At 63.7% G+C, this 20,794-nt stretch carries 8 protein-coding genes and 9 pseudogenes; 15 read left to right on the forward strand and 2 right to left on the reverse strand.

Going from position 1 to position 20,794, the window contains the following annotated elements:
• Window positions 1-808: 808 nt before the first annotated feature.
• Window positions 809-1,885: a replication protein RepA gene (locus OWR21_RS05140; RefSeq protein ID WP_147214927.1), complete on the forward strand. Its 1,077-nt coding sequence runs from the start codon at window positions 809-811 to the stop codon at window positions 1,883-1,885.
• 79 nt (window positions 1,886-1,964) lie between these two features.
• On the opposite strand, the gene OWR21_RS05145 is transcribed toward OWR21_RS05140, so the two are convergent.
• Window positions 1,965-2,168, reverse strand: coding sequence for a cold-shock protein (locus OWR21_RS05145; protein WP_004632415.1), 204 nt, complete (start codon window positions 2,166-2,168; stop codon window positions 1,965-1,967).
• A 425-nt stretch (window positions 2,169-2,593) separates the two neighbouring features.
• On the opposite strand from OWR21_RS05145, the pseudogene OWR21_RS05150 reads away from it, so the two are divergent.
• The 7 genes and pseudogenes from OWR21_RS05150 to OWR21_RS05180 all read left to right on the forward strand — a co-directional run bounded on the left by OWR21_RS05150 (window position 2,594) and on the right by OWR21_RS05180 (window position 11,507).
• A pseudogene (locus tag OWR21_RS05150) lies at window positions 2,594-3,261 on the forward strand (AAA family ATPase).
• Window positions 3,258-4,260, forward strand: a pseudogene (locus OWR21_RS05155) (ParB/RepB/Spo0J family partition protein). The pseudogenes OWR21_RS05150 and OWR21_RS05155 overlap by 4 nt, the downstream one beginning before the upstream one ends.
• A 315-nt stretch (window positions 4,261-4,575) precedes the next feature.
• Window positions 4,576-5,386: pseudogene (locus tag OWR21_RS05160) on the forward strand (DNA-binding protein).
• Between the two features lie 269 nt (window positions 5,387-5,655).
• Window positions 5,656-6,605: pseudogene (gene galU, locus OWR21_RS05165) on the forward strand (UTP--glucose-1-phosphate uridylyltransferase GalU).
• Window positions 6,606-6,892: 287 nt separating this feature from the next.
• Window positions 6,893-8,232 (forward strand): annotated as a pseudogene (locus OWR21_RS05170) (MFS transporter).
• A gap of 4 nt (window positions 8,233-8,236) precedes the next feature.
• A pseudogene (locus tag OWR21_RS05175) lies at window positions 8,237-10,152 on the forward strand (sensor histidine kinase).
• Window positions 10,149-11,507 (forward strand): sigma-54-dependent transcriptional regulator, encoded by a 1,359-nt coding sequence (locus OWR21_RS05180; RefSeq protein ID WP_332394731.1) that lies wholly within the window; start codon window positions 10,149-10,151, stop codon window positions 11,505-11,507. The pseudogene OWR21_RS05175 and the gene OWR21_RS05180 overlap by 4 nt, the downstream one beginning before the upstream one ends.
• Here the strand turns inward: OWR21_RS05180 and OWR21_RS05185 are convergent.
• A pseudogene (locus OWR21_RS05185) lies at window positions 11,504-12,301 on the reverse strand (YhfC family intramembrane metalloprotease). The gene OWR21_RS05180 and the pseudogene OWR21_RS05185 sit on opposite strands and share 4 nt — an antisense overlap.
• 125 nt (window positions 12,302-12,426) lie before the next feature.
• Here OWR21_RS05185 and OWR21_RS05190 point away from each other — a divergent pair.
• From OWR21_RS05190 to OWR21_RS05220, 7 genes and pseudogenes are all read left to right on the forward strand, one after another.
• Window positions 12,427-12,867, forward strand: coding sequence for a surface-adhesin E family protein (locus tag OWR21_RS05190; protein WP_332394732.1), 441 nt, complete (start codon window positions 12,427-12,429; stop codon window positions 12,865-12,867).
• A 107-nt stretch (window positions 12,868-12,974) separates the two neighbouring features.
• Window positions 12,975-15,656, forward strand: coding sequence for a diguanylate cyclase domain-containing protein (locus OWR21_RS05195; RefSeq protein ID WP_332394733.1), 2,682 nt, complete (start codon window positions 12,975-12,977; stop codon window positions 15,654-15,656).
• Between the two features lie 449 nt (window positions 15,657-16,105).
• The gene (locus tag OWR21_RS05200; RefSeq protein WP_316875713.1) at window positions 16,106-17,266 is read left to right on the forward strand and encodes an ABC transporter substrate-binding protein; all 1,161 of its coding nucleotides are present in this window, start codon (window positions 16,106-16,108) and stop codon (window positions 17,264-17,266) included.
• 127 nt (window positions 17,267-17,393) lie between these two features.
• Window positions 17,394-18,274, forward strand: a pseudogene (locus OWR21_RS05205) (branched-chain amino acid ABC transporter permease).
• Between the two features lie 10 nt (window positions 18,275-18,284).
• Complete coding sequence (locus tag OWR21_RS05210) at window positions 18,285-19,193, forward strand: branched-chain amino acid ABC transporter permease (RefSeq protein ID WP_147214907.1); 909 nt, start codon at window positions 18,285-18,287, stop codon at window positions 19,191-19,193.
• 7 nt (window positions 19,194-19,200) lie between these two features.
• Window positions 19,201-19,996 (forward strand): annotated as a pseudogene (locus tag OWR21_RS05215) (ABC transporter ATP-binding protein).
• Window positions 19,971-20,717 (forward strand): ABC transporter ATP-binding protein, encoded by a 747-nt coding sequence (locus OWR21_RS05220; RefSeq protein WP_332394742.1) that lies wholly within the window; start codon window positions 19,971-19,973, stop codon window positions 20,715-20,717. The pseudogene OWR21_RS05215 and the gene OWR21_RS05220 overlap by 26 nt, the downstream one beginning before the upstream one ends.
• Window positions 20,718-20,794 lie beyond the last annotated feature (77 nt).

The raw sequence follows: 20,794 nt of genomic DNA on the forward strand, positions 1-20,794 counted from the left end.
GCAGAAACAGGTACGGTGGCCAGCAGCCGGAGGCTGGAGGTATCAGCAAACCGCTCCCTTCCCCGAAGGTTTCAGCGATGAAAGTTGGGAATTCGAGCATTAGGACAAAACGTTCGATGATGCGCGATCACGTCTGCCCGAGAACCGCCGCGCAGAAACGGGTACGCACGTAACGCAGCCACACTGTGTAGAGCGTGTGCTCGCTTTCATAGGAAGCGTTTAACAGACCGGACTCGAAAAATCACAGCGATCCGTACACGCGCAGATTTGGGTACGGTGATCGCGCCGACCCAGCCTATATTCCCGCAGAAACGGGTACGTATCTCCGGCTGTCAGGCCGAGGGCCCGCCAAAAGAACGCCGAATCGGCCGCAGAAACGGGTACGCACAGACAAAAACAGCCCGGATCACGCTGCCCAGCCTCTGTTTTCTGTGGATAACACTGTGGACAACATGATGTTATCCCCGCAGATTCCGGTACGCCCAATGCGCAGAAGCGGGTACGGTTTCGCGCAGAAGCGGGTACACCATCGCGCAGAATCTGGTTCGGGCGGTCGCAGAATCTGGTTCGGTTTACCCCCTGAACCTAATACCGGCAAGGCTTTGCGGGCCGCGTATACGGTTTTACCTGTAGTAAACGTAGAAGGTATATATGGCTTGTAGTGAGGAAAGGTCCTCCGTGGACAACCTTGACGGTTGCCCACCGATGCCCTTCCGCGACAACGAGCAAAAATAAGAAAACGTACCCAATTCTGCGTGACAAGGCGAAGGCGTTTTAGTACAAAGGCTCTGAACAATTCTTGCCCACCATGGTCACCAAACGCCTCACACCCAATGGGAAACCGGACGACAATGCGTCCGGCCGCATCATCGTCCCCTCGGGAGGGCAAGTCATTGCCGCGCCGGAGAAGTTTCAGCGCCTGTTCGATGAAGCGCAGGCAATGGAACGCGAAGACGCCTGGCAAAGCGGCGAGGTCGGCTTCCTCAGCCGCGCCAGCGTTCAGGTCACGCTCCCCTATCGTGCTCCCAAGGGCGCGCCGCCGGTCTGGACACGCTCCAGCGGCAACATTTCGTTGATGATCCAGCCGGGCTACTTCACGCAGCAGCGTTCGGAGCGGGCCAGCAATGGGCGCCAGCGCATCGTTTCGGAGACGGTCTCTTTCGGCTATCCGTATGGTTCGTATCCGCGCCTGATGCTCGCCTGGATCGGCAAGGAGATCATGGCGAAGAAGAAGCGCGGCGAATTCCAGGGCACAGTGGAAGACCGGCGCATTTCGCTGGGCAACTCGTTGTCCGAGTTCATGTACAACCTGGGCATCCCGATGGCCACGGGCGGCAAGCGGGGCACCATGACGCTGGTGCGCCAGCAGATGATTCGCCTGTTCTCGGCCACGATCGCCATCGTGCAGAACAAGTCGGCGCCGAGCAGCCAGAATCAGAACCAGGAGCCGCTCTCGATCGATCGCATTGGTTACTTGCTGGCGGACCAGCTGTCGACCTGGTGGGATCCGATGCAGCCGGGCCAGGGCTCGATGTTCGAGAGCTTCGTGGTGCTGTCCGAACCGTTCTTCAACGAACTTGTAAATCGGCCGGTGCCGGTGGATATGCGCGCATTGAAAGCACTCAAACAATCGCCGTTCGCGCTGGATGTGTATTCCTGGCTTACATACCGCTTCTTCACGATCCAAAAGCGTACAGAGATCCCCTGGGAAGCGCTGCAGATGCAGTTCGGAACTGAAACCGAAAGCGAGCGGAAATTCCGCGCGTTGTTCCGCAAGGCGCTGAAGGACGTACTGGTCGTCTATCCGGACGCGAAGGTGGACGCAGACTCTTCCAAGGCGCTGATTCTGCAGCCCTCGCGTACCAGTGTACGGAAGCTGGCCTGAAATCAAGCGAAAGCGTCGGGCAAAAAAAGAAGGGGAGCAGATGCTCCCCTTTTCTCATCTCAGGCGATCAGCCCGAAACTTATTCCGGCTTGATCGCCGAGGCTTGCAGACCCTTCGGGCCTTGCTTCACCTCGAAGGTGACCTTCTGGCCGTCCTTCAGGGTCTTGAAGCCCGAACCCTGAATTTCGGAGAAGTGCGCGAACAGATCTGCGCCGCCGCCGTCCGGAGTGATGAAGCCGAAGCCTTTGGTTTCGTTAAACCATTTGACAGTACCCGTGGCCATGCAAAAATTCCTTTAAAAAACAAAAAACACGTCGTCCAGCCGATCCGGACATCGCACGAAGAACCGGCTGATTCCGAATCTTGCGTAGACAAAGTCTTCAGACGACTGTCTAAGCATCATAACCAGTTTGGAGCAGAGTGTCGATGGGCGGCATTTTTCCCAAATGTCGCTTTTATGCACCTCACTGGTAAAACACCTAGGAAGCTCGTAAATACAAGGCTGAACGCCTATCGTTATGCGCTAAAGACCGCATTTAGATCTCAATTTAGGTGAATTGAAAACCCAGTCTTTTCCGGCCTTTGGCGTGCCCGCGATGAGGCCCATCGGTGAAATTTATATGAATTGAATTTTATCGATCTTGTGTTTTTTGTCGGTCTTCCCTAAGATGAGCGCTGCTGACTTTCAGCGCTGAAAGTGGAGGGCCAGTGAGCGCCAAGATCGTAACGGTATTCAATCAGAAAGGCGGCTGCGGCAAGACCACGGTCAGTATGCACATCGCCGGAACCCTTGGTTTACGGGGAAGCAAAACGCTGCTCGTCGACATGGACGAGCAAGGAACCGCCACCCGGTGGGCCGCCCAAGCTCGGAAGAGAAGCCCTTCCCGGCTTCGGTAATCGGTCTGGCGCCCTCGGGGGGCGCCATGCATCGCGAGGTGCGCAAATTTGTGGCGGACTACGACTACATCGTGGTCGATTGCCCTCCGGCGGTTCACTCGCCGTCGTCATCGAGCGCGCTACTGATCTCCGACATTGCCTTGATCCCTGTCGTGCCGTCCCCGCCCGATCTGTGGGCTGCAGTCGCTGCAAAGGCTCTCGCTCAGCAGGCTCAGGTGACGAACGAAACGCTCCGTATTCGTGTGCTCGCGAATATGGTTCAGCGACGCGTCTCGCTCGCTAAACAAGCGATTGAAATTCTTGGTGATGATGGAGATATCCCTTTGATGGATTCTATGATCGGCTCGCGCTCTGCGTTTCGGGAGTGCCAGGCGATTGGAGCGACGGTGCACGGCGTGTCGGGCGCCCGGGAAGCCATCAGTGAAGTCGACATCTTGATCGACGAGGTGTTGCAGTTGTTGCAGGAGGAACGTGTATGAGCGCGAAGTTGAAATCGCTCAAAGACGGCATGCTGGCCGGCATTGCCGCAGAAGACCAAGGCAATACCGGTCGATCGTTTTGCATTGGCAGAGAAAGCGATTACGTCGCACCCCCGCGGCCTGCTCGGCCAAGCGGCTCCCGCCCCCGCTTTCAGCGCTGAAAGTCCCACGCCTGCGAATAGTTCCGAACGCCGCGTTATCAAGGTCCCGCTGGACCGACTGCAGGAAAATCCGCTCAATGCCCGCCGAATCTACGATCCGCAGATCGTCCAGGAGCGGGCGGCATCCATCGCTACGCATGGTCAGCAGACGCCTGGGTTGGCGGCCCCGGACCCGGCCCGGCCCGGCTGGTATGTCCTGATCGATGGCCACTACCGCAAGCGTGCCTTGGCCGCCGCTGGGAAGGCCGAGATGGACTGCTTCATCGAAGACGGGCTCTCAGATATCGATTTCGTCTGTCGTTCGTCTTGAACGAGCAGCGTTCCGGCCAATCGGTGCTGGACAATGCCATCGCCTGGCGGCAGCTCCTTGATGAAGGAAAAGTTAAAAGAAGAAGATATTTGTGAAATTACCGGCGTCTCTGCGGGAACGGTCAACAAGACCCTGGCTCTGTTGAAGTTGCCGGAGTCTGTCCTCGAAGTGATGAAGGAGCGGCCGGCGGGCATCGGTATCGCGACCGGATATGAGTTGACGTTGTACTTCAAGAGCGCCGGCGAAGACCGTACGCGGGAGCTGGTGCATCGCGTGCTGGAAGAAGGACTCTCCAGCCGCGACGTGGAACAGATCCGCAAGGTGGCTCAGGAGGGACGTACACGCAAGGTCAAGGAAGTCAGCCGGCAGTACAAAATCAGGAGCGCAGAAGGTGATCTTCTCGGCACAATCAAGGAGTGGGATTCCGGCCGCGTGATGCTCGATGTGAAGCTGGCAGATCGTGGCGCGCGGGAATCGCTGGTCGAGGCACTGAAAAGCCGATTTGGCCTAGACGTTGCGCTGCTGTAGTCTGGCCCCCGTTCTACCTGCCAAGAGCGCCCGATAGGGCGCTTTTTTGCGTCGATTCCGCGTTGCTCAAACGTCCTCGCCTTGCTTTGCGTACCCGTTTCTGCGTATCCGATTTGCTTGGTTGTGCGTCCAACACGGCTGCCGTCGGCGGCAAACGTGCGCCGAAACCGGCAGATCCGGTGTTTGGGACGGGATCGAACCGCCCGGAATACGACTGCAACAAAAATCGAATACATGCAAAATAATGAATGCTACAGCCGAGACTTTGAGGTTTTTAACCCTTCATGTACACTATAAGGACATTTCATAGCCCCTATGGCACGCCCCGGTCTCTATTTCTCGCCTGAACAGCAACAGCGGATCGTCGAAGCGATCCGGAGGCTGGATATCGCCTTCCCGCACGACAACGCAGTGTTCCTGGATGAGGTGATCGAAGCCGTTCACACCGTGACGCGCCGTGTTTATGGCGTTCGGCGCTACGTGCGGTGGTTGGCGGAGGCTGGAGTGCGCCGACGTCCGAGCAATACGACGCTACAGAAGGCAGTCGATCGAGCGCAGGGGCGTGGGACTGCAGCAAGCGGCGTTGTTGCGGATGCCGTTGAACCGTGGCCGATCCCGTCGGCGCACGCAGAAACGGGTACGCTTTCGCCGGGTGAGGAGCGCAACCGTATCGCCTCGCGTGCGATTGGCGCGCCGGGGGCGCGGGTGGATGGAAGCACGCATTCGGGCCGAAGTGGCGGAGCGCGCGCTCGAACACGAGGCCGCGCGCAACCGGCAATTACAGGCCGCGATGGCGGACCTGGAGCGCCGTCTTGGCGAGGCGCTCGCGACTGCGCCTGCTGTGCCTCCAAAGTTGACCGACGCGACCCTTGAGCGCCTGGAACAGACCATGGAAACGGTGTCCCGGCGAGGGCGCGGCCAACGCGCTGGCCGGTACGGAGCGCTTTCTCCGCCTGCAGAACGATGCGGTGCGTCAGCAGACGCAAAACGAAGCCGATCAACTCCGGCAGCGCATCCGCACCCTTGAAGCTGAGGTCGCGCAACTGAACGCGCAGATTGACGCCTACCGGCGCGCGCCGAGAGCACCACGCCGGTCTCGCGCGGCTGGGTCAAGCCATCCTCCTGAATTCCTGAAGACGCCGTCAGCGGATGGCGGCCGTTCCGGCGCGCACCCCAGGCGGCGCGAACCAGTACGCAGAATTGGGTACGCTTTTTAACTTTCGGCGCTGAAAGTCGCGGCGACGGAGTTGCAACCGGTTGTAGGAAAGACGCCAAGACGGTCGCGTGACAATACGGAGGGCGCGCCAGATGGCGCTCCATCAAAGGGTCGACCCCCTTGGCTTTGTGCTGGCATATGACTTGCTCATGACGCTACGTCTCACCAATGGAGCTGTCATGAACGAGAAGATCACCAAGGCCGTGTTTCCCGTGGCGGGGCTCGGTACACGTTTCCTACCAGCCACCAAGGCCAGCCCGAAAGAGATGCTGCCGATCGTCGATAAGCCGCTGATCCAATATGCGGTGGAAGAGGCTGCCGCCGCGGGTATCACGGAGATGATCTTCATCACGGGCCGCGCCAAGCGCGCGATCGAAGACCATTTCGACAAGGCGTACGAACTTGAAACTGAGCTGGCCGCCAAGAACAAGCAGGCGTTGCTGGAGATGGTGCAGTCGATCAAGCCGTCCGGCGTTGAGTGCTTTTACGTACGCCAGCCGGAGACGCTGGGCCTTGGTCACGCGGTGCTGTGTGCGCAGAAACTGGTACGCGATGAACCCTTCGCCGTGATCTTGGCCGATGACCTGCTAGATAACCAGCCGCCCGTCATGCAGCAGATGACGGAGCTTTACGATCACTACCGCTGCTCCATCGTGGGCGTCGAAACGATTGCGCCGGAAGCTTCGCGTTCGTACGGCGTGGTGGCCGGCCGCGAATGGGATGACCGCCTCGTCAAGCTCGACGGCATCGTCGAGAAGCCGGCGCCGAAGGACGCACCGTCCAACCTGGGCGTGGTCGGCCGCTACATCCTGACACCGCGCATCTTCGATCACCTGCGCAATCTGAAGCCGGGCGCCGGCGGCGGCTGCAATTGACGGATGCCATCCAGAGCCTGCTGGCCGAAGAGCAGATCCTGGCTTATCGCTACCGTGGTCAGCGTTTCGATTGCGGCAGCAAGTTCGGTTACCTGCAGGCGACCGTCGAGTTTGCCCTGCGCCATCCGGAAGTGCGTGCTGACTTTGAGGCGTACCTGCATGACCGCCTGGGCCTGGCCCAAACACATCAGGATGTTTCTGCCGAGATGGATTCGTTGGTCCGCGACACCATTCCGCTGAGCGTGGCCGCCTGAGGCTCGCCTCTCCCGTTCTCAGAATCGGTCGTGCGGGTTTCCGCACAGGTCGCCCCGCCGATTCTGAGAAACCGCACACCTCCTGCCTTCCGCCGTTCTATCGATTTCCCGCAAAGCCCGGTGCCATGGGCATTTGCGGCGGATCGGCGCGTCTGGGTTTCGCATGGAATGCTTCTTGAGTAAGAGCGACCACCCATAAACCGGCGGACCGCTCGGACGTCGCGCACGCAGCCAAGTGTGCCGACATGTCACCAGCAAAGGCCGCCGCCAACGCTCAAGGAGACACCATGACGCAGCCTCAGGCTGGCGCGGTCACGGGCGACTTTTCGCCCGCGCAGGCCCCCACCAAAGACACTCCCGCAGATGTTCGCCGTCGTCTGCGATCCATCTTCTCCGGTTCGATCGGCAACCTGGTCGAGTGGTACGACTGGTACGTCTACTCCGCTTTTGCGCTGTACTTTGCCAAATCGTTCTTCCCCAAGGGTGACCAGACCGCGCAGCTGCTCAATACGGCGGCGGTGTTTGCGGTGGGCTTTCTGGCGCGTCCGGTGGGCGGCTGGCTGATGGGCATCTATGCCGATCGATACGGCCGCAAGCGCGCGCTGTTCTTTTCGGTGGTGCTCATGTGCGCGGGCTCGCTCATCATTGCGCTCACCCCGAGCTACGCGACGATCGGCGTGGCGGCCCCGGCGTTGCTTGTGCTGGCGCGGCTGCTGCAGGGGCTGTCGGTTGGCGGGGAATACGGCACCTCCGCCACGTATCTGAGCGAAGTCGCCAACAAGGAAACCGCGGTTTCTATTCGAGCTTCCAGTACGTCACGCTCATCGCCGGCCAACTGACGGCGCTGGCGCTGCTGATCGTGCTGCAGCAGTTCGTGCTGTCGCCGGCGCAGCTTGAGGCGTGGGGCTGGCGCATTCCGTTCTTCATCGGCGCACTGTGTGCGCTGGTGGCGATGGCGATGCGCTCGCACATGGAGGAAACGCAGTCCTTTACCGCAGCGAAAGCCAACAAGAAGCGCGGCACGCTGTCGGAGCTCGCCAAGCATCCACGCGCCGTTGCGACGGTCGTGGGCCTGACGATGGGCGGGACGGTGGCGTTCTACACGTACTCGATCTACATGCAGAAGTTCCTGGCGAACACGGTGGGTCTGTCGAAGGACCAGGCGACGCTGGTGTCCGGCGCCACGCTGCTGCTCTTCGCCATGCTGCAGCCGATCGTGGGCGGGTTGTCTGACCGCATCGGCCGCCGTCCGATCCTGATTGCGTTCGGCGTGCTCGGTACGCTGTTCACCGTGCCGATCATGACCGGCATCAGCCAGACCACCAACGTGTGGACGGCGTTCTTCCTGATCATGGCCGCGCTGGTGATCGTCTCGGGCTACACGTCGATCAACGCGGTGGTGAAGGCCGAGCTGTTCCCCGCGGAGGTCCGCGCCCTGGGCGTGGGTCTGCCGTATGCGCTTACCGTGTCAATCTTTGGCGGCACGGCTGAGTACATCGCGCTGTGGCTCAAGCAGGCGGGTCATGAGTCGCTGTTCTACTGGTATGTGACAGGGGCCATCTTCCTGTCGCTGTTGGTGTACGTGTTCATGCGCGATACTCGCGAGCATTCCCGCATCGAACATTGAACCCATGTCGCCAACCGACGGCCATGCCGACCTTGCTCCACCCGCACGCGGGCGAGGGTGGCGCATGGCCGTCGCGCTGGCCATGGCGGCGTGCTGCGCGGCGGCGGGTTGGGGCGCTTACGCCATCGCCCTGCAACGCTACGTTGCCGCGCGTGCCGAAGAGGCCGGCCAGCGCACGACCTTCTACGCGCAGAATCTGCGCAGCACGCTGGCGCGGTATGAATCGCTGCCGAGGCTGGCTGCGTTGGAGCACGTGCTGCACGTCGCGCTTCTGGAGAACCCCGAGGCCAGCGACGCCGTTCCGCGCCGTGCAGCCAACGCCTACCTGAAAGAAGTCCAGGCGGCCACCGACCTGGCCGCCGCTCACCTGATCAATAAGACGGGTCTCACGATTGCCGCCAGCAACTGGGACTTGCCGACCTCGTTCGTCGGCCAGAACTACGCATTCCGCCCGTACTTTGTCGAAGCCATGCGCGAAGGGCTCGGTCGCTTCTACGGCGTGGGCAACACCACGGGCGAGACCGGCTATTTCGTCGCCGCGCCCGTGCGCGAAGGCAACACGCCGATCGGCGTGGTGGTAGTCAAGGTCAACCTCGATGCGTTCGAGGCCACGTTGTCGCGCAGTGGCGATACGGTGCTGCTGGTGGATCGCCACGGGGTGATCTTCCTGTCGTCCGTACCGGAGTGGAAGTACCGCACGCTCGGCACCTTGAACGCGGACCAGCGCGCCGCACTCGACGCGACGCGCCAATACGCGCCGCACATCCTCACGCCGCTCGGCATGAATGACGGGCAAGGCGCGAGCGTACCCTTTCTGCGGACCAGCCGCCGCAGACTGTGCGCGTGGCGTTGCCCGGAAAATCGGTATCGACACTGCGTGTGCAGTACCGCCCGGTGGGCCTGCTCGGCTGGCAGGTCGCCGTGCTGATCGACCCGCGCGACGAGCAGCGCACCGCGCTCGTGGCCGGGGCGAGCGCCGCGTTTGCGATGGCGCTCATCTTTGCCGTGCTCGTTGCTTTGCGTTTGCGCCAGCGTCGGCGCGAAGAGCAGCACCGTGCGCGCGCCGCGTTGCGCGAAGTCCAGCGCGACCTGGAAGCGCGCATCGCCCAGCGCACCGCCGAGTTGACGTCCGCCAACACGGCGCTCGCCGGCAAGGTCGAGGCGCTCGACGCTGCGCAACGCATCCTGCGCGAAACGCGCGATGCCGCCGTGCAGGCCGGCAAGCTCGCCGTGCTTGGCCAGATGGCCGCCGGCATCACGCACGAACTCAACCAGCCGCTTACCGCACTCACCACGCTATCCGACAACGCCAACCAGCTTGCCGAGCGCGGCCGCATCGACGAGGTGCGCGGCAACCTCACGCACATCAGCCAACTTGCCGAACGCATGGGGCGCATCGTTTCACACATCAAGGCGTTCTCGCGCAAGGGCGATGCGGCACGCGCAGCGGTGTCGGTGGACGAAGCCATCCGCCAGGCGCTGATGCTGATCGAGACGCGTCGCCGGCAGGCCGGCGTGACCGTGGTGATCGAACCGGTGCCGGCAGACCTTGCTGTCTGGGCCAATGCCGTGCGGCTCGAGCAGGTGCTCGTCAACCTCATTCGTAACGCCATCGACGCCACCGCCGAGGCACCCGCAGCCGAATCGGCGATCGTGCGCGTGAGTGTCGAACCCATCGAGAAATGGGTACGTATCACCGTGCGCGACTTCGGCCCAGGCATTCCCGCCGATGTGCTGCCGCGCCTGTTTGAGCCGTTCTTCACCACCAAGGACGACGGTCAGGGCCTGGGGCTCGGGCTGGCGATTTCGCTGGCGATCATCGAAGACTTTGGCGGCCGGCTCGAAGGTCGCAATGCCCGCGACGGCACGCCGGGCGCAGAATTCATCATCGAGCTTGAACGCGTTGTGAAACCCACATGACTGAACACGGCACGCCCGATCCTTCCCCCATCGACCACGCGCCCGTCTTCCTGATCGAAGACGATGACGTCGTGCGCCTGGGCTGCGAGCAGGCACTCTCGCTGGCCGATGTGCCGGTGCAGTCCTTTGCCGATGCAGAGAGCGCGCTCGCTGCGCTTGCCACGCAAACGCCGGCCGTGGTCGTCACCGACGTGCGCCTGCCCGGCCGCGACGGCCTGGCCGTGCTGCGCGAAATGCTGCAGCACGACCGCCAGTTGCCGGTCATTCTCATCACCGGTCATGGCGATGTGACGATGGCGGTGGCGGCCATGCGCGCCGGCGCCTACGACTTCATGGAAAAGCCGTTCCACTCCGAGCGCCTCGTCGATGTGGTGCGGCGGGCGTTGGAAAAACGCCGGCTCACGTCCGAAAACCTGCGTTTGCGCGAAGCGCTGCAGGGCCGGCAGGCGTACCCGTTGATCGGGCAGAGCGCCGTCATGCAGAACGTGCGCCGGCTCGTCACCGCACTGGCACCGACCGATGCGGACATCCTCGTCACGGGCGAGACCGGCTCGGGCAAGGAAGTGCTCGCGCGCGCCATTCACGAAGGCAGCCGACGTCGCGGCCCGTTCGTCGCACTCAACTGCGCGGCCTTGCCCGAATCCGTGTTCGAGAGCGAGATGTTCGGCCACGAAGCCGGCGCCTTCACGGGGGCCAACCGCCGCCGCATCGGCAAGATGGAATACGCGGATGGCGGCACGCTGTTCCTGGATGAAATCGAATCGATGCCGCTGGCGCTGCAGGCCAAGCTGCTGCGCGCGCTGCAGGAGCGCAGCATCGAGCGGCTGGGCAGCAACGCCAGCGTGCCCGTCAATTGCCGTGTGGTGGCCGCTGCCAAGGTCGACTTGAAGGAGGCATCCGATCACGGCCAGTTCCGTGCGGACCTGTATTACCGCTTGAATGTCGTATCGATTGCGCTGCCTGCGCTACGTCAGCGTGCGGAAGACATTCCGCTGCTGATGGCGCACTTTCTGCAACAGGCCGCAGTGCGCTACGAACGCCCCGCGCCTGATTGGTCTGCCCAGGACATGATGCGGTGGCAGCACCACGACTGGCCCGGCAACGTGCGTGAACTGAAGAATGTGGCCGAGCGTTTTTGCCTCGGATTGGACGATGGCCTGGTGGCGTCCGAAGCGAGCCAGCATTCCCTGGCCGGGCGCATGATGGCAGTCGAACGCGCCACCATCGAGGAAGCGCTGCGCGCCACGGAGGGGAACGTTGCGCGGGCGGCGGATTTGCTGGCCGTGCCGCGCAAGACGCTGTACGACAAGCTCAACCGGCACGGCATCGAGCCGGACCGGTTCCGCAGCAGTTAGCGCAGCGAAGATTCGCCGATCCTGCGGCCGCCCTGCGGGGCCAGCACGTTGCTGCCAGCAGCACGGCCGTCACCGCGTAGATCGCCTCGGTCACCGCCAGGGGCAGCACATGCACCTGGTACAGCGCAGCCGGCAGGTCCGCCAGCGCATGCAGCAGGACCGCCAGCACGACGATCACAAAACGCCGCTGGCGCACCGCGTGCCACACCACCAGCGTGAGCGTGAACTGGATCAGCGTCGCCGCAACGCTCGCTGATCGCACCGAGCGCGAGCCACGGCGAGAGCTGCGCGAGCATGGCGTGAATCGTCCCCGTCATGGCCTCGGCGCCGCTGGCGGCGAGACGCGATTCCAGCTCGCCCCGGTTGGCGGCAATGCCGAACATCACCATCTGCGCCTGCGATGCCGCACCGACCAGCCAGGCCTCGATGCCGGCGTGCCCGAGCGCGTAGGCCACGGGTGTCGCGGCGCCTCCGGGCTTGCGCACGAGAAAGCGCAGGCCGAGCCAGCGGCCGCTTTCCTCGAACACACCGGCCATCAGCGCGCCGTAGATGACGAACAGCGCAGGCATGCGCAGCCAATGCGCCGTCGTCGGATTGAGTTGCAGCAGATACAGGTGCAGCGTGCGCTCCAGCACCAGCGCAAATACGACGAACACGGCTGCGCCCACACCGATGTCGCGCCACGCCAGGTCAAAGCGCCGCCGCAGCCAGAACCACGCGACGACCGGCACGCTGGCGATCAGCAAGGCTGCGATGGCGTGGGCAACGAGGGCAGACGGAGCGACGGTGGGCATGGCGGATGTGGAAGTCGGTGCGATCGAGTTGGCCGCATGCTACCTGAGCGCTCAGGCGCGAGTCTTGCGGGCCGATTGTTACAATATGTGCCTGCGGCACCAGTGCCGCTTCTTGGCTTCTTGATATGGCAGGACGGACGGTCGTGAAACGCATGCTGTGGCGGTGGATCTGGATATGCGCTGTCGGCGCTGGCGCCTTCGGCGTGGCGGTGCCTGCCCAGGCCGAACGTTGGCACCAATACCTGACGACGACATCCGTCGTGGCATCCATCGACCGCACGTCGCTGCGCTCGAGCCGTACCGGCCACAAGACCTTTCTGGCGCGCACCGTGCTCAAGCGCAGCGAACGCCGCGCCCACGGGGCGCACTACCGGCCCGGCACGGTGATTCTTTCGCGCCAGGAGATTGACTGCCATCGCCATCGCATCCGCCTGGTGGACTACGTGGTGCGCGGCCCCGACGGCGCCACTCTCGATACCGATACCGCGGCCGGCGCGCACTGGATGCGCATCCGCTCCGGTACGCTCGCGGCGCGCTCTGCTGCCTACGTCTGCGGCCGCCGCTAGCGCCGCGGCGGCTCGACAATGACGGGCGGGCATAGCACTATGGTGGCTGCCCTCCCACTACAGCAAGACACCGGCCGCGAGGGGTGCCGGTGCCAGCCGACGGTCCGATGAAACTGACCCTGAAGTCGCAGGCGGCCATCATGGCGACCGTCATCAGCGTGGCGGTGGTGAGCGTGTTCGGCTGGTCGCAACGCGAGCCGATCCGCCGCGAGGTGATGGCGCAGATCAAGGTGCAGCAGGCGGCCGTGGTCAAGCAATCGGCGGAAGATCTCAAACAGCGGCTGGACACCTATCTGGGCGTGCTCGAACGCACTGCCCGGCAGATGCGCAGCGTGCGGTTCGACACGCCCGCGCAGGAAGCCGCGTTCTACCAGTCCATCCAGCCGGCCAGCGGCCTGTTCGACGGCGTGTTCCTGGCCTCGGCCGACGGCAAGGTGACGACGACCTCGACGCGCCGCGCAAGCGTGGTCGGCATCGACATTTCGGATCGAGACTACTTCCGGCAAGTCCTGGTGGTCGACCAGCCGACCATCTCCGCGCCGCTGCACAACCGCGTGGGTGGTGAGCCCATCGTCATCATGGCGGCGCCTGTGCATGACCAGGACGGCAATCTCGTGGGGCTGATTGGCGCCTCGCTGTACCTGCTCAAGCCGAACTTTCTGGGCGACCTGCGCGACATGCGCGTAGGCCAGACGGGCCATGTCTACCTGGCCACGCGAGGTGAGAACCCGGTCTATATCGTTCACCCCGAGGCCGACAAGACGCTCGCGCCGCTTGACGCCGATCCGGCGGCAGCCTCGGCCTTCCGCGCGGACCCTGATGCGCTGCCCGAGCGCGGCGGCGACGTGGTCACCACGCAAGACATCATCGCGGCCGGCTGGACGCTCGCTGCCGTGTTGCCCGGCGCCGAGGCCAACCGGCAGCTCTTCCTCATGCGCCAGCGCTTCCGCTGGTCGCTCCTGGTGCTCGCGGCGCTGATCGGCGGATCGGTGTGGGCGGCGATGCTGTGGCTGCTGCGCCCGCTTGGCCGGCTGCACGCCGCCATGACGCAGCTCTCTGCCACGGACCTGCGCAAGGCGCCGCCGCTTGAGCTGGGCGGTGCGTCGGCGGAAATCGACGCGGTGTCGACGGCGTTCCACAAGCTGATGGGCGAGGTCGTCCGGCAGCGCGCCGAACTGGAAGCGGTGAACGATGCCTCGCCGCTGGGGTTGTTCCGTTCGGATGCGGACGGCCGGACCGTCTACACCAACGAGGCGTATCGCCGCCTGCTCGGCGCCACGCCCGAGGAGGCGCTGGCCGACGTGTGGCTCGCGCGCCTGCATCCGGACGACCGCGATGCCACCATGGCCGGTTGGCGCGACGCCCTCGCGCGCGGCGCCGGCTACAGCGCCGAGCAGCGCGTGATCGTGCCGGGCATCGGCGAGCGGTTGCTGGTCGTCACGACGGCACCGGTGCGGGTGGACGACGAGGTAGTCGGCCACGTTGGCGTCATGGAAGACATCACCGTGCGGGCGCGGGCGCAACAGGCGTCGCGCGTGCTGACCAAGATCCTGGACTCCACCACCGATTTCGTCGCGCAGAGCGACGTACAGGGCAACGTCACCTACATGAATCCGGCCGGCCGCCGCTTCGCCGGCATTGCGCTCGACGCGAATCTCCAGGGCCTGACCGTGGCGGACTTCTACCCGCCCGAGACGATGGGCTGGCTGCGCGAGGTGGCCGTGCCGGCAGCCGCGCGCGATGGCGTCTGGATTGGCGAAACCACTGTGCGTGGGGCCGAAGGTCAGGTCGTGCCGATCAACCACATGATCATCGCGCACCGCGATCCTGCCGGGCATATGGAGTATTTCTCGTCCGTCATGCGCGACATCACGCAGGACAGGGCGGCCAAGGAGGCGCTGCAGCGCAGCCGCGAAACGCTGCAGACCGTGACCGACGCGCTGCCTGCGCTGGTGGCCTTCATCGACACCGACGAGCGCTTCCGCTTCCTGAATGCTGCCTACGAGAAGGCGTACGGACGCTCAGCCGCGAGCATGCTCGGACAGACGCTGCGTGAAGTCGTGGGTGACGACGCTTACAGCATCCTTCGTGATGCGTTGCGGCGCGCACTGGGCGGCGAGACGATGGTCTTCGAGCGCGAACTTCGCGGGCGCGATCTGTACCGTGCCGAAGAGGTCAGCTACCTTCCGCAGTTCGACGCGCAAGGCCGCGTGGCCGGTGTGCATTCCGTCACGCTCGACATCACGGAGCGCAAGAAGCAGGAGCTGCGCCTGCGCGCGCTGACCACCACCGACCACCTCACCGGCCTGGCCAACCGAGCCGGCTTTGAAGAGCGTTTGCTGGCGGCCCTCGACCAAGCGCGTGTGACCGGATCCACCGGGGCGCTGCTGCTGGTCGACCTCGACGGCTTCAAGGTCGTCAACGACACGCACGGACATGCCGTTGGCGATGCGCTGCTGCGGACCTTCGCGCAACGCCTGGCACGCGCCGTGCGGCCGTACGACGGCGTTGCACGTTTTGGCGGTGACGAGTTCGCCGTCATCCTCGAACATCTGTCGCATCCGGACGACGCGAAGACTGTCGCCACCAACATCCTTGCCGCATGCAACAAGCCGTTTCGCTTGCGCGAGGCGATGGTGCAGGTCGGTGCGAGCATCGGGATCGCGACTTTCGACGCGCGCACGTTGGCGCAGAGCGCCGTCTTCGAAGCCGCCGACGAGGCGTTGTACGAAGCCAAATCGCGCGGCAAGGGCCTGTTTGTCAGCGCCGACGAACTGTCGGCGGGCTGATTTCGCAGCGCCGCACGGCACGCAGAAACGGGTACGCCCGGCGTCGATCCGTCGGTATTGCGCAGGCAATATTGCGCCGCAACATCGGCCCCCAGGCCGGGCGGCGGACAATCCCCTATCGCACGGTCGTGCGCTTTCCGGTAAAGTCCCGCGACTGACTGCACGCGCCGGCCACCCCGGCGCGTCGCACAAGAGCGCTGCACCCATGGCGCCTTCGCTTCACACTCCGACGCACTTCCGGTGCGCGCATGCCCGATCCGGCATCGCTCGCCCGGCAGGTCTTCCGCCGTTTCGCCAACGTTGCCTAGTCTTCGTGGCGCGAAACCCGGCAGGCGAGCGTCCGGACGCGATGCAGGGCGCATGCGGGGGAGCGACGGTGTTGGGCCAGCGCATCTTCGAGACGCATCGCATTCAAGCAATCGCGACGGACAAACAAGGAGCAGGTTCGCATGCAAAAAATGATCAAACGGCTGCTGTTGACGGCAGTGGCTGCGGGGGCGGCAATCGCAACGGGCACGACGTTCGCGGCCCAGGACATCAAGATCGGTGTGGCAGAAGCGCTGTCGGGCGGTGCAGCCCAATACGGCGTGGCCATCCGCAACGGCTTCCAGCTGGCGGCTGATGAGATCAACGCTGCAGGCGGCATCAACGGCAGCAAGATCGCGCTGGTGATCGAAGACGAGCAGGGCAAGAAGGAAGAGGCCATCAACGTCTTCAAGAAGCTGATCTTCCAGGACAAGGTGGCCATGGTGTTCGGCCCCACGCTGTCCAACTCGGCCCAGGCGGCTGACCCGATCGCGCAGGCTGCCAAGACGGTGGCCTTCGGCACCTCCAACACCGCAGACGGCATCACCAGCATCGGCGATTTCGTCTTCCGCAATTCCGTGACCGAAGCCGATGTGCTGCCGGCCACCATCCAGACCGTTGTGAAGAAGGCCGGCGTGAAGAAGGTTGCCGTGCTGTACGGCAACGACGACGTCTTCACCAAGAGCGGCTACGACAACTTCAAGAAGGCCCTCGAAGACCTGAAGATTCCGGTCACGACGACCGAGACCTTCGCCAAGGGCGACGTGGACTTCAAAGCCCAGCTCACCAAGATCAAGGCGACGAACCCCGATGCGATCGTGCTGTCGGCGCTGATTGCCGAAGGCGGTCCGATCATGGTGCAGGCGCGCCAGCTTGGCCTGAATGTGCCGGTCATCGGCGGCAACGGCATGAACTCGGTCAAGGTGTTCGATCTCGCTAAGGACAAGTCCGACAACCTGTGGGTGGGCAGCCCGTGGTCGATCGAGAACCACACGCCCGAGAACAGCAAGTTCATCACTGCCTACACCGCCAAGTACAAGGCAGCGCCGGACCAGTTTGCGGCGCAGGCGTATGACGCCATGTACATCGCGAGCAAGGCGCTGAAGACGGTCAAGTTCAGCGGCAACCTCGAAGCCGACCGCAAGGCGATCCGCGATGCACTGCCGGCAGTCAAGCACACCGGCGCGACCGGCGCGTTTGCCTTCCGTCAGGTCACCGCACGTGGCAAGCCGGCCGGCTACGACGCCGTGCAGACGCCGATCGTGAGCGTGACCAAGAACGGCAAGTACACCATCGAGAAGTAATCTTCGGTTCTCGTTGAAACCCTCCGAACGAGACAGGCGGGGCGTAGCTAAACCTACGCCCCATCGCTTTTGTGGCTGCGTCGTGACTGCTTCGGTCACGTTCGGCCGCACCTCACTCTGATTCATCATGCTGGAACAGCAACTCGTCAATGCGCTGTCGCTCGGGTGCGTGTATGCGTTGTTCGCCCTGGGGTTCACGCTGGTTTTCGGCATCCTGGGCGTGATCAACCTGTCGCACGGCGCGGTCTTCATGCTCGGTGCCTATGCGGCGCTGCAGGTCGTTCTCCATTTCGAGCTGCCGCTGTGGGCGGCACTGGCCGTGGGCTTTGTCGTGAGCGGCGTCGCCGGTCTCATCATCGATGTGTTGCTGCTGCGCCGCTGCGCCGCCGCAACGCGCCGCACCTGATTCCGATGATTGCCACCATCGGCGCGGGCATCGCCATCAACAACGCCATGCAGGGCGTGTTCGGGGCGGAAAACCTGCGCTTCCCGGCCGGGCTCGTCTCGGATGCCTCGCTGGACCTGGGCGGCATCCACCTCACCCCGCTGGAGCTGAGCATCATCGTGCTGTCGTTCGCGCTGATGGCCGCGCTCATGCTGCTGCTCAAGCGTACGCAACTCGGCCGCGCGCTGCGCGCGATCGCGGAGTCGCCGAAAGCCGCCGCGCTGCTGGGCATCAATGTCGAAGGCCTGTTCCTGCTGACCTCGTTTGCCGCCGCTGCGCTGGGCGGCTTGTCGGGCGTGCTGATCGGCCTGTACTCCAACGCGGTCTTCCCGTTGATGGGTCAGCCGATGCTGCACAAGGGCATCGCGGTCATCATCCTCGGCGGCCTGGGCGATATTCGCGGCGCGATGCTGGGCGGGCTGTTCCTCGGCTTTGCCGAGGTGCTGTCGGTGGCCTACATCGGCTCCACCATGCGCGATGCGGTGGCGTTCGGTCTGCTGTTCCTGATCCTGCTGGTGCGGCCGCAAGGGCTGTTCGGCAAGGTGCTGGAACGCAAGGCCTAAGGAGACCGATATGGAATGGTTCGACAATTTCTGGTCGGTCTACAGCAACCTGGTGCTCACGCTGGGCATCAATGCATTGCTGGCGCTGTCCATTTACCTGACGCTGTCGTGCGGCCTGCTGGCGATGGCGAATGCGGCCTTCATGGGCATCGGCGCCTACACGGCGGCGCTGCTGACGATGAACGCCGAGATGCCGTTTTCCGTCGCGCTGCTGGGCGGCATGGCGGCGCCGGCCGTGGTGGCCATTGTCATCGGGCGGCCGACGCTGCGCCTTTCGGGCGTGTATCTGGCCATGGCCACGCTGGGTTTCGGTGAGGTCGTGCGCGTGCTGATCCTGAACACCGAAAACTGGACTGGCGGCGCGCTGGGCCTGAACGGCATTCCGCAATTGACCGAGTGGTGGCATGTGGCGGTGGCCGTGTTGGCGACGCTGTTCGTGCTGGCGCGCATGCGCCGCTCGAAGGTGGGCCGCGCATTCGAGGCCATCAAGGAAGACGAAACGGCTGCCGGCCTCATGGGCATCAACGTGGCCGGCACCAAGCTGCTGGCCTTCACGTTGGGTGCGGCCATCGCCGGGTTGGCCGGTGCACTGAACGCGCACCTCACGTTCTTCATCGGCCCGAACGAATTCGGCTTCGACCGCGGCGTCGAAATTCTGACGATGACGATTCTGGGCGGCACGAATGGCCTGACGGGCCCGGTGCTCGGCAGCCTGATCCTGTCGCTGCTGCCCGAGTTGCTGCGTGCGTTCAAGGATTTCCGCCTGGTCGTCAACGGCGTGATCCTGATGGTGATCGTGCTGTTCCTGCCCAAGGGCATCTGGGACCCGTCGCGTTTCGCGCGCTGGTTCGGCATCAAGCGCGGCAGCACCATGCCTGGCACGGGCAACACCCCGGCTGCTTCCAATGAATCGCACTGAGGCCGCCATGCTGAAACTCACCTCCATTTCCAAGCGCTTTGGCGGCCTGTCGGTCTTGCAGGACGTCAACATTGAAGTGCCGCAAGGCAGCATCTTCGGTTTGATCGGCCCGAACGGCGCCGGCAAGACGACGGTGTTCAATCTGATCACGGGCCTGCTGGCGCCCACCGGCGGCTCGCTCACGTTCAACGGCGAAAACCTGGTCGGCAAGAAGCCGTACGAGATCACGCAGATGGGCATCGCACGCACGTTCCAGAACATCCGCATCTTCAAGGAGATGACGCTGCTGGAGAACGTCGTGGTGGGCATGCACCGGCATCTGGACTACGGTGCGCCGGGCCTGCTGCTGTCGCTGCCAAAGTACCGCGCCGCCGAGCGGCGCGCGCGACCGTGCGCTCGAGCTGCTCTCGTGGGTCAAGCTCGATCACAAGGCGCATGACATTGCCGACAACCTTTCGTACGGCGACCAGCGCAAGCTCGAACTGGCGCGTGCCCTGGCGACCGAGCCCAAGCTGCTGCTGCTCGACGAGCCCGTGGCCGGCATGAACACCGGCGAGAAGGTCGATCTGATGGCCGAGATCGAAAACATCAAGGCGCGCGGCTACACGATCTTCATGATCGAGCATGACATGCGCTTCGTGATGGGCCTGTGCGAGCGCATTGCGGTGCTGAACTTCGGCCGCATCATCGCTGAAGGGCCGCCCGAGGCAATCCGCAACGACCCGCAAGTCATCGAGGCGTACCTGGGCCGCGATGACGACGACGACGCGAACGGCAATGCCGCGCAGAAGGAGACGGCATGACCACGTTGCTGGAAGTCAAGGGCTGGACGTGTCGTACGGGCACATCGCAGCCGTGAAGGGCATCGACTTTGCGTTGAAGGCCGGCGAGATCACCTCGCTGGTGGGCGCAAACGGTGCGGGCAAATCGACCACGCTGCTGGCGCTTTCGGGCCTGATCCCGAAGTCGCAGGGTGATGTGCGCGGCCAGATCCTGTTCGAAGGCGAAGACGTTACGCAGTGGTCCGCCCACAAGCGTGTGGAACGCGGCATCGTGCAGGTGGCCGAAGGGCGCGCCACGCTCACCACGATGACCGTGCGCGAAAACCTGGAGCTGGGCGCGTACACACGCAAGGACAAGGGCCAGATCGCCTCCGACCTGGAGCGCGTATTTCACCTGTTCCCACGCCTGAAGGAGCGCATCGACGGTCTGGCCGGCAACCTGTCGGGCGGCGAGCAGCAGATGCTGGCCATCGGCCGCGCGCTGATGGCGCGCCCGCGCGTGCTGCTGCTGGATGAACCGTCGATGGGCCTCGCGCCGATCATCGTGCAGGAGATCTTCCGCATTCTGCGCACCATCAATGCCGAGGGCCTGACGATTTTCCTGGTCGAGCAGAACGTGCGCCAGGCGCTGAAGATCGCGCAACACGGCTACGTATTGGAAACCGGCGAGATCGTGCTGGCGGATAGCGGCAAAAACCTGCTGGGCAATCCGCGCGTGCTCGAAGCCTACCTGGGCGGCTGAGTGTTTTGAAGGCGCCTCGGCATGCAACATTGCCGAGGCGCAAGAACCGCATATCCATTGGGTTTGCGGTTCATTTT

The sequence above is a fragment of the Ralstonia sp. 1B3 genome, assembly GCF_036631435.1.

Excerpts from the sequence above, each read along its gene's own strand:
- OWR21_RS05200 (WP_316875713.1), top strand. The coding sequence starts at position 16,106 with ATGCAAAAAATGATCAAACGGCTGCTGTTGACGGCAGTGGCTGCGGGG.
- OWR21_RS05145 (WP_004632415.1), bottom strand. The coding sequence starts at position 2,168 with ATGGCCACGGGTACTGTCAAATGGTTTAACGAAACCAAAGGCTTCGGC.
- OWR21_RS05190 (WP_332394732.1), top strand. The coding sequence starts at position 12,427 with ATGGCAGGACGGACGGTCGTGAAACGCATGCTGTGGCGGTGGATCTGG.
- OWR21_RS05180 (WP_332394731.1), top strand. The coding sequence starts at position 10,149 with ATGACTGAACACGGCACGCCCGATCCTTCCCCCATCGACCACGCGCCC.
- OWR21_RS05220 (WP_332394742.1), top strand. The coding sequence starts at position 19,971 with ATGCCGCGCAGAAGGAGACGGCATGACCACGTTGCTGGAAGTCAAGGG.
- OWR21_RS05195 (WP_332394733.1), top strand. The coding sequence starts at position 12,975 with ATGAAACTGACCCTGAAGTCGCAGGCGGCCATCATGGCGACCGTCATC.
- OWR21_RS05210 (WP_147214907.1), top strand. The coding sequence starts at position 18,285 with ATGGAATGGTTCGACAATTTCTGGTCGGTCTACAGCAACCTGGTGCTC.
- OWR21_RS05140 (WP_147214927.1), top strand. The coding sequence starts at position 809 with ATGGTCACCAAACGCCTCACACCCAATGGGAAACCGGACGACAATGCG.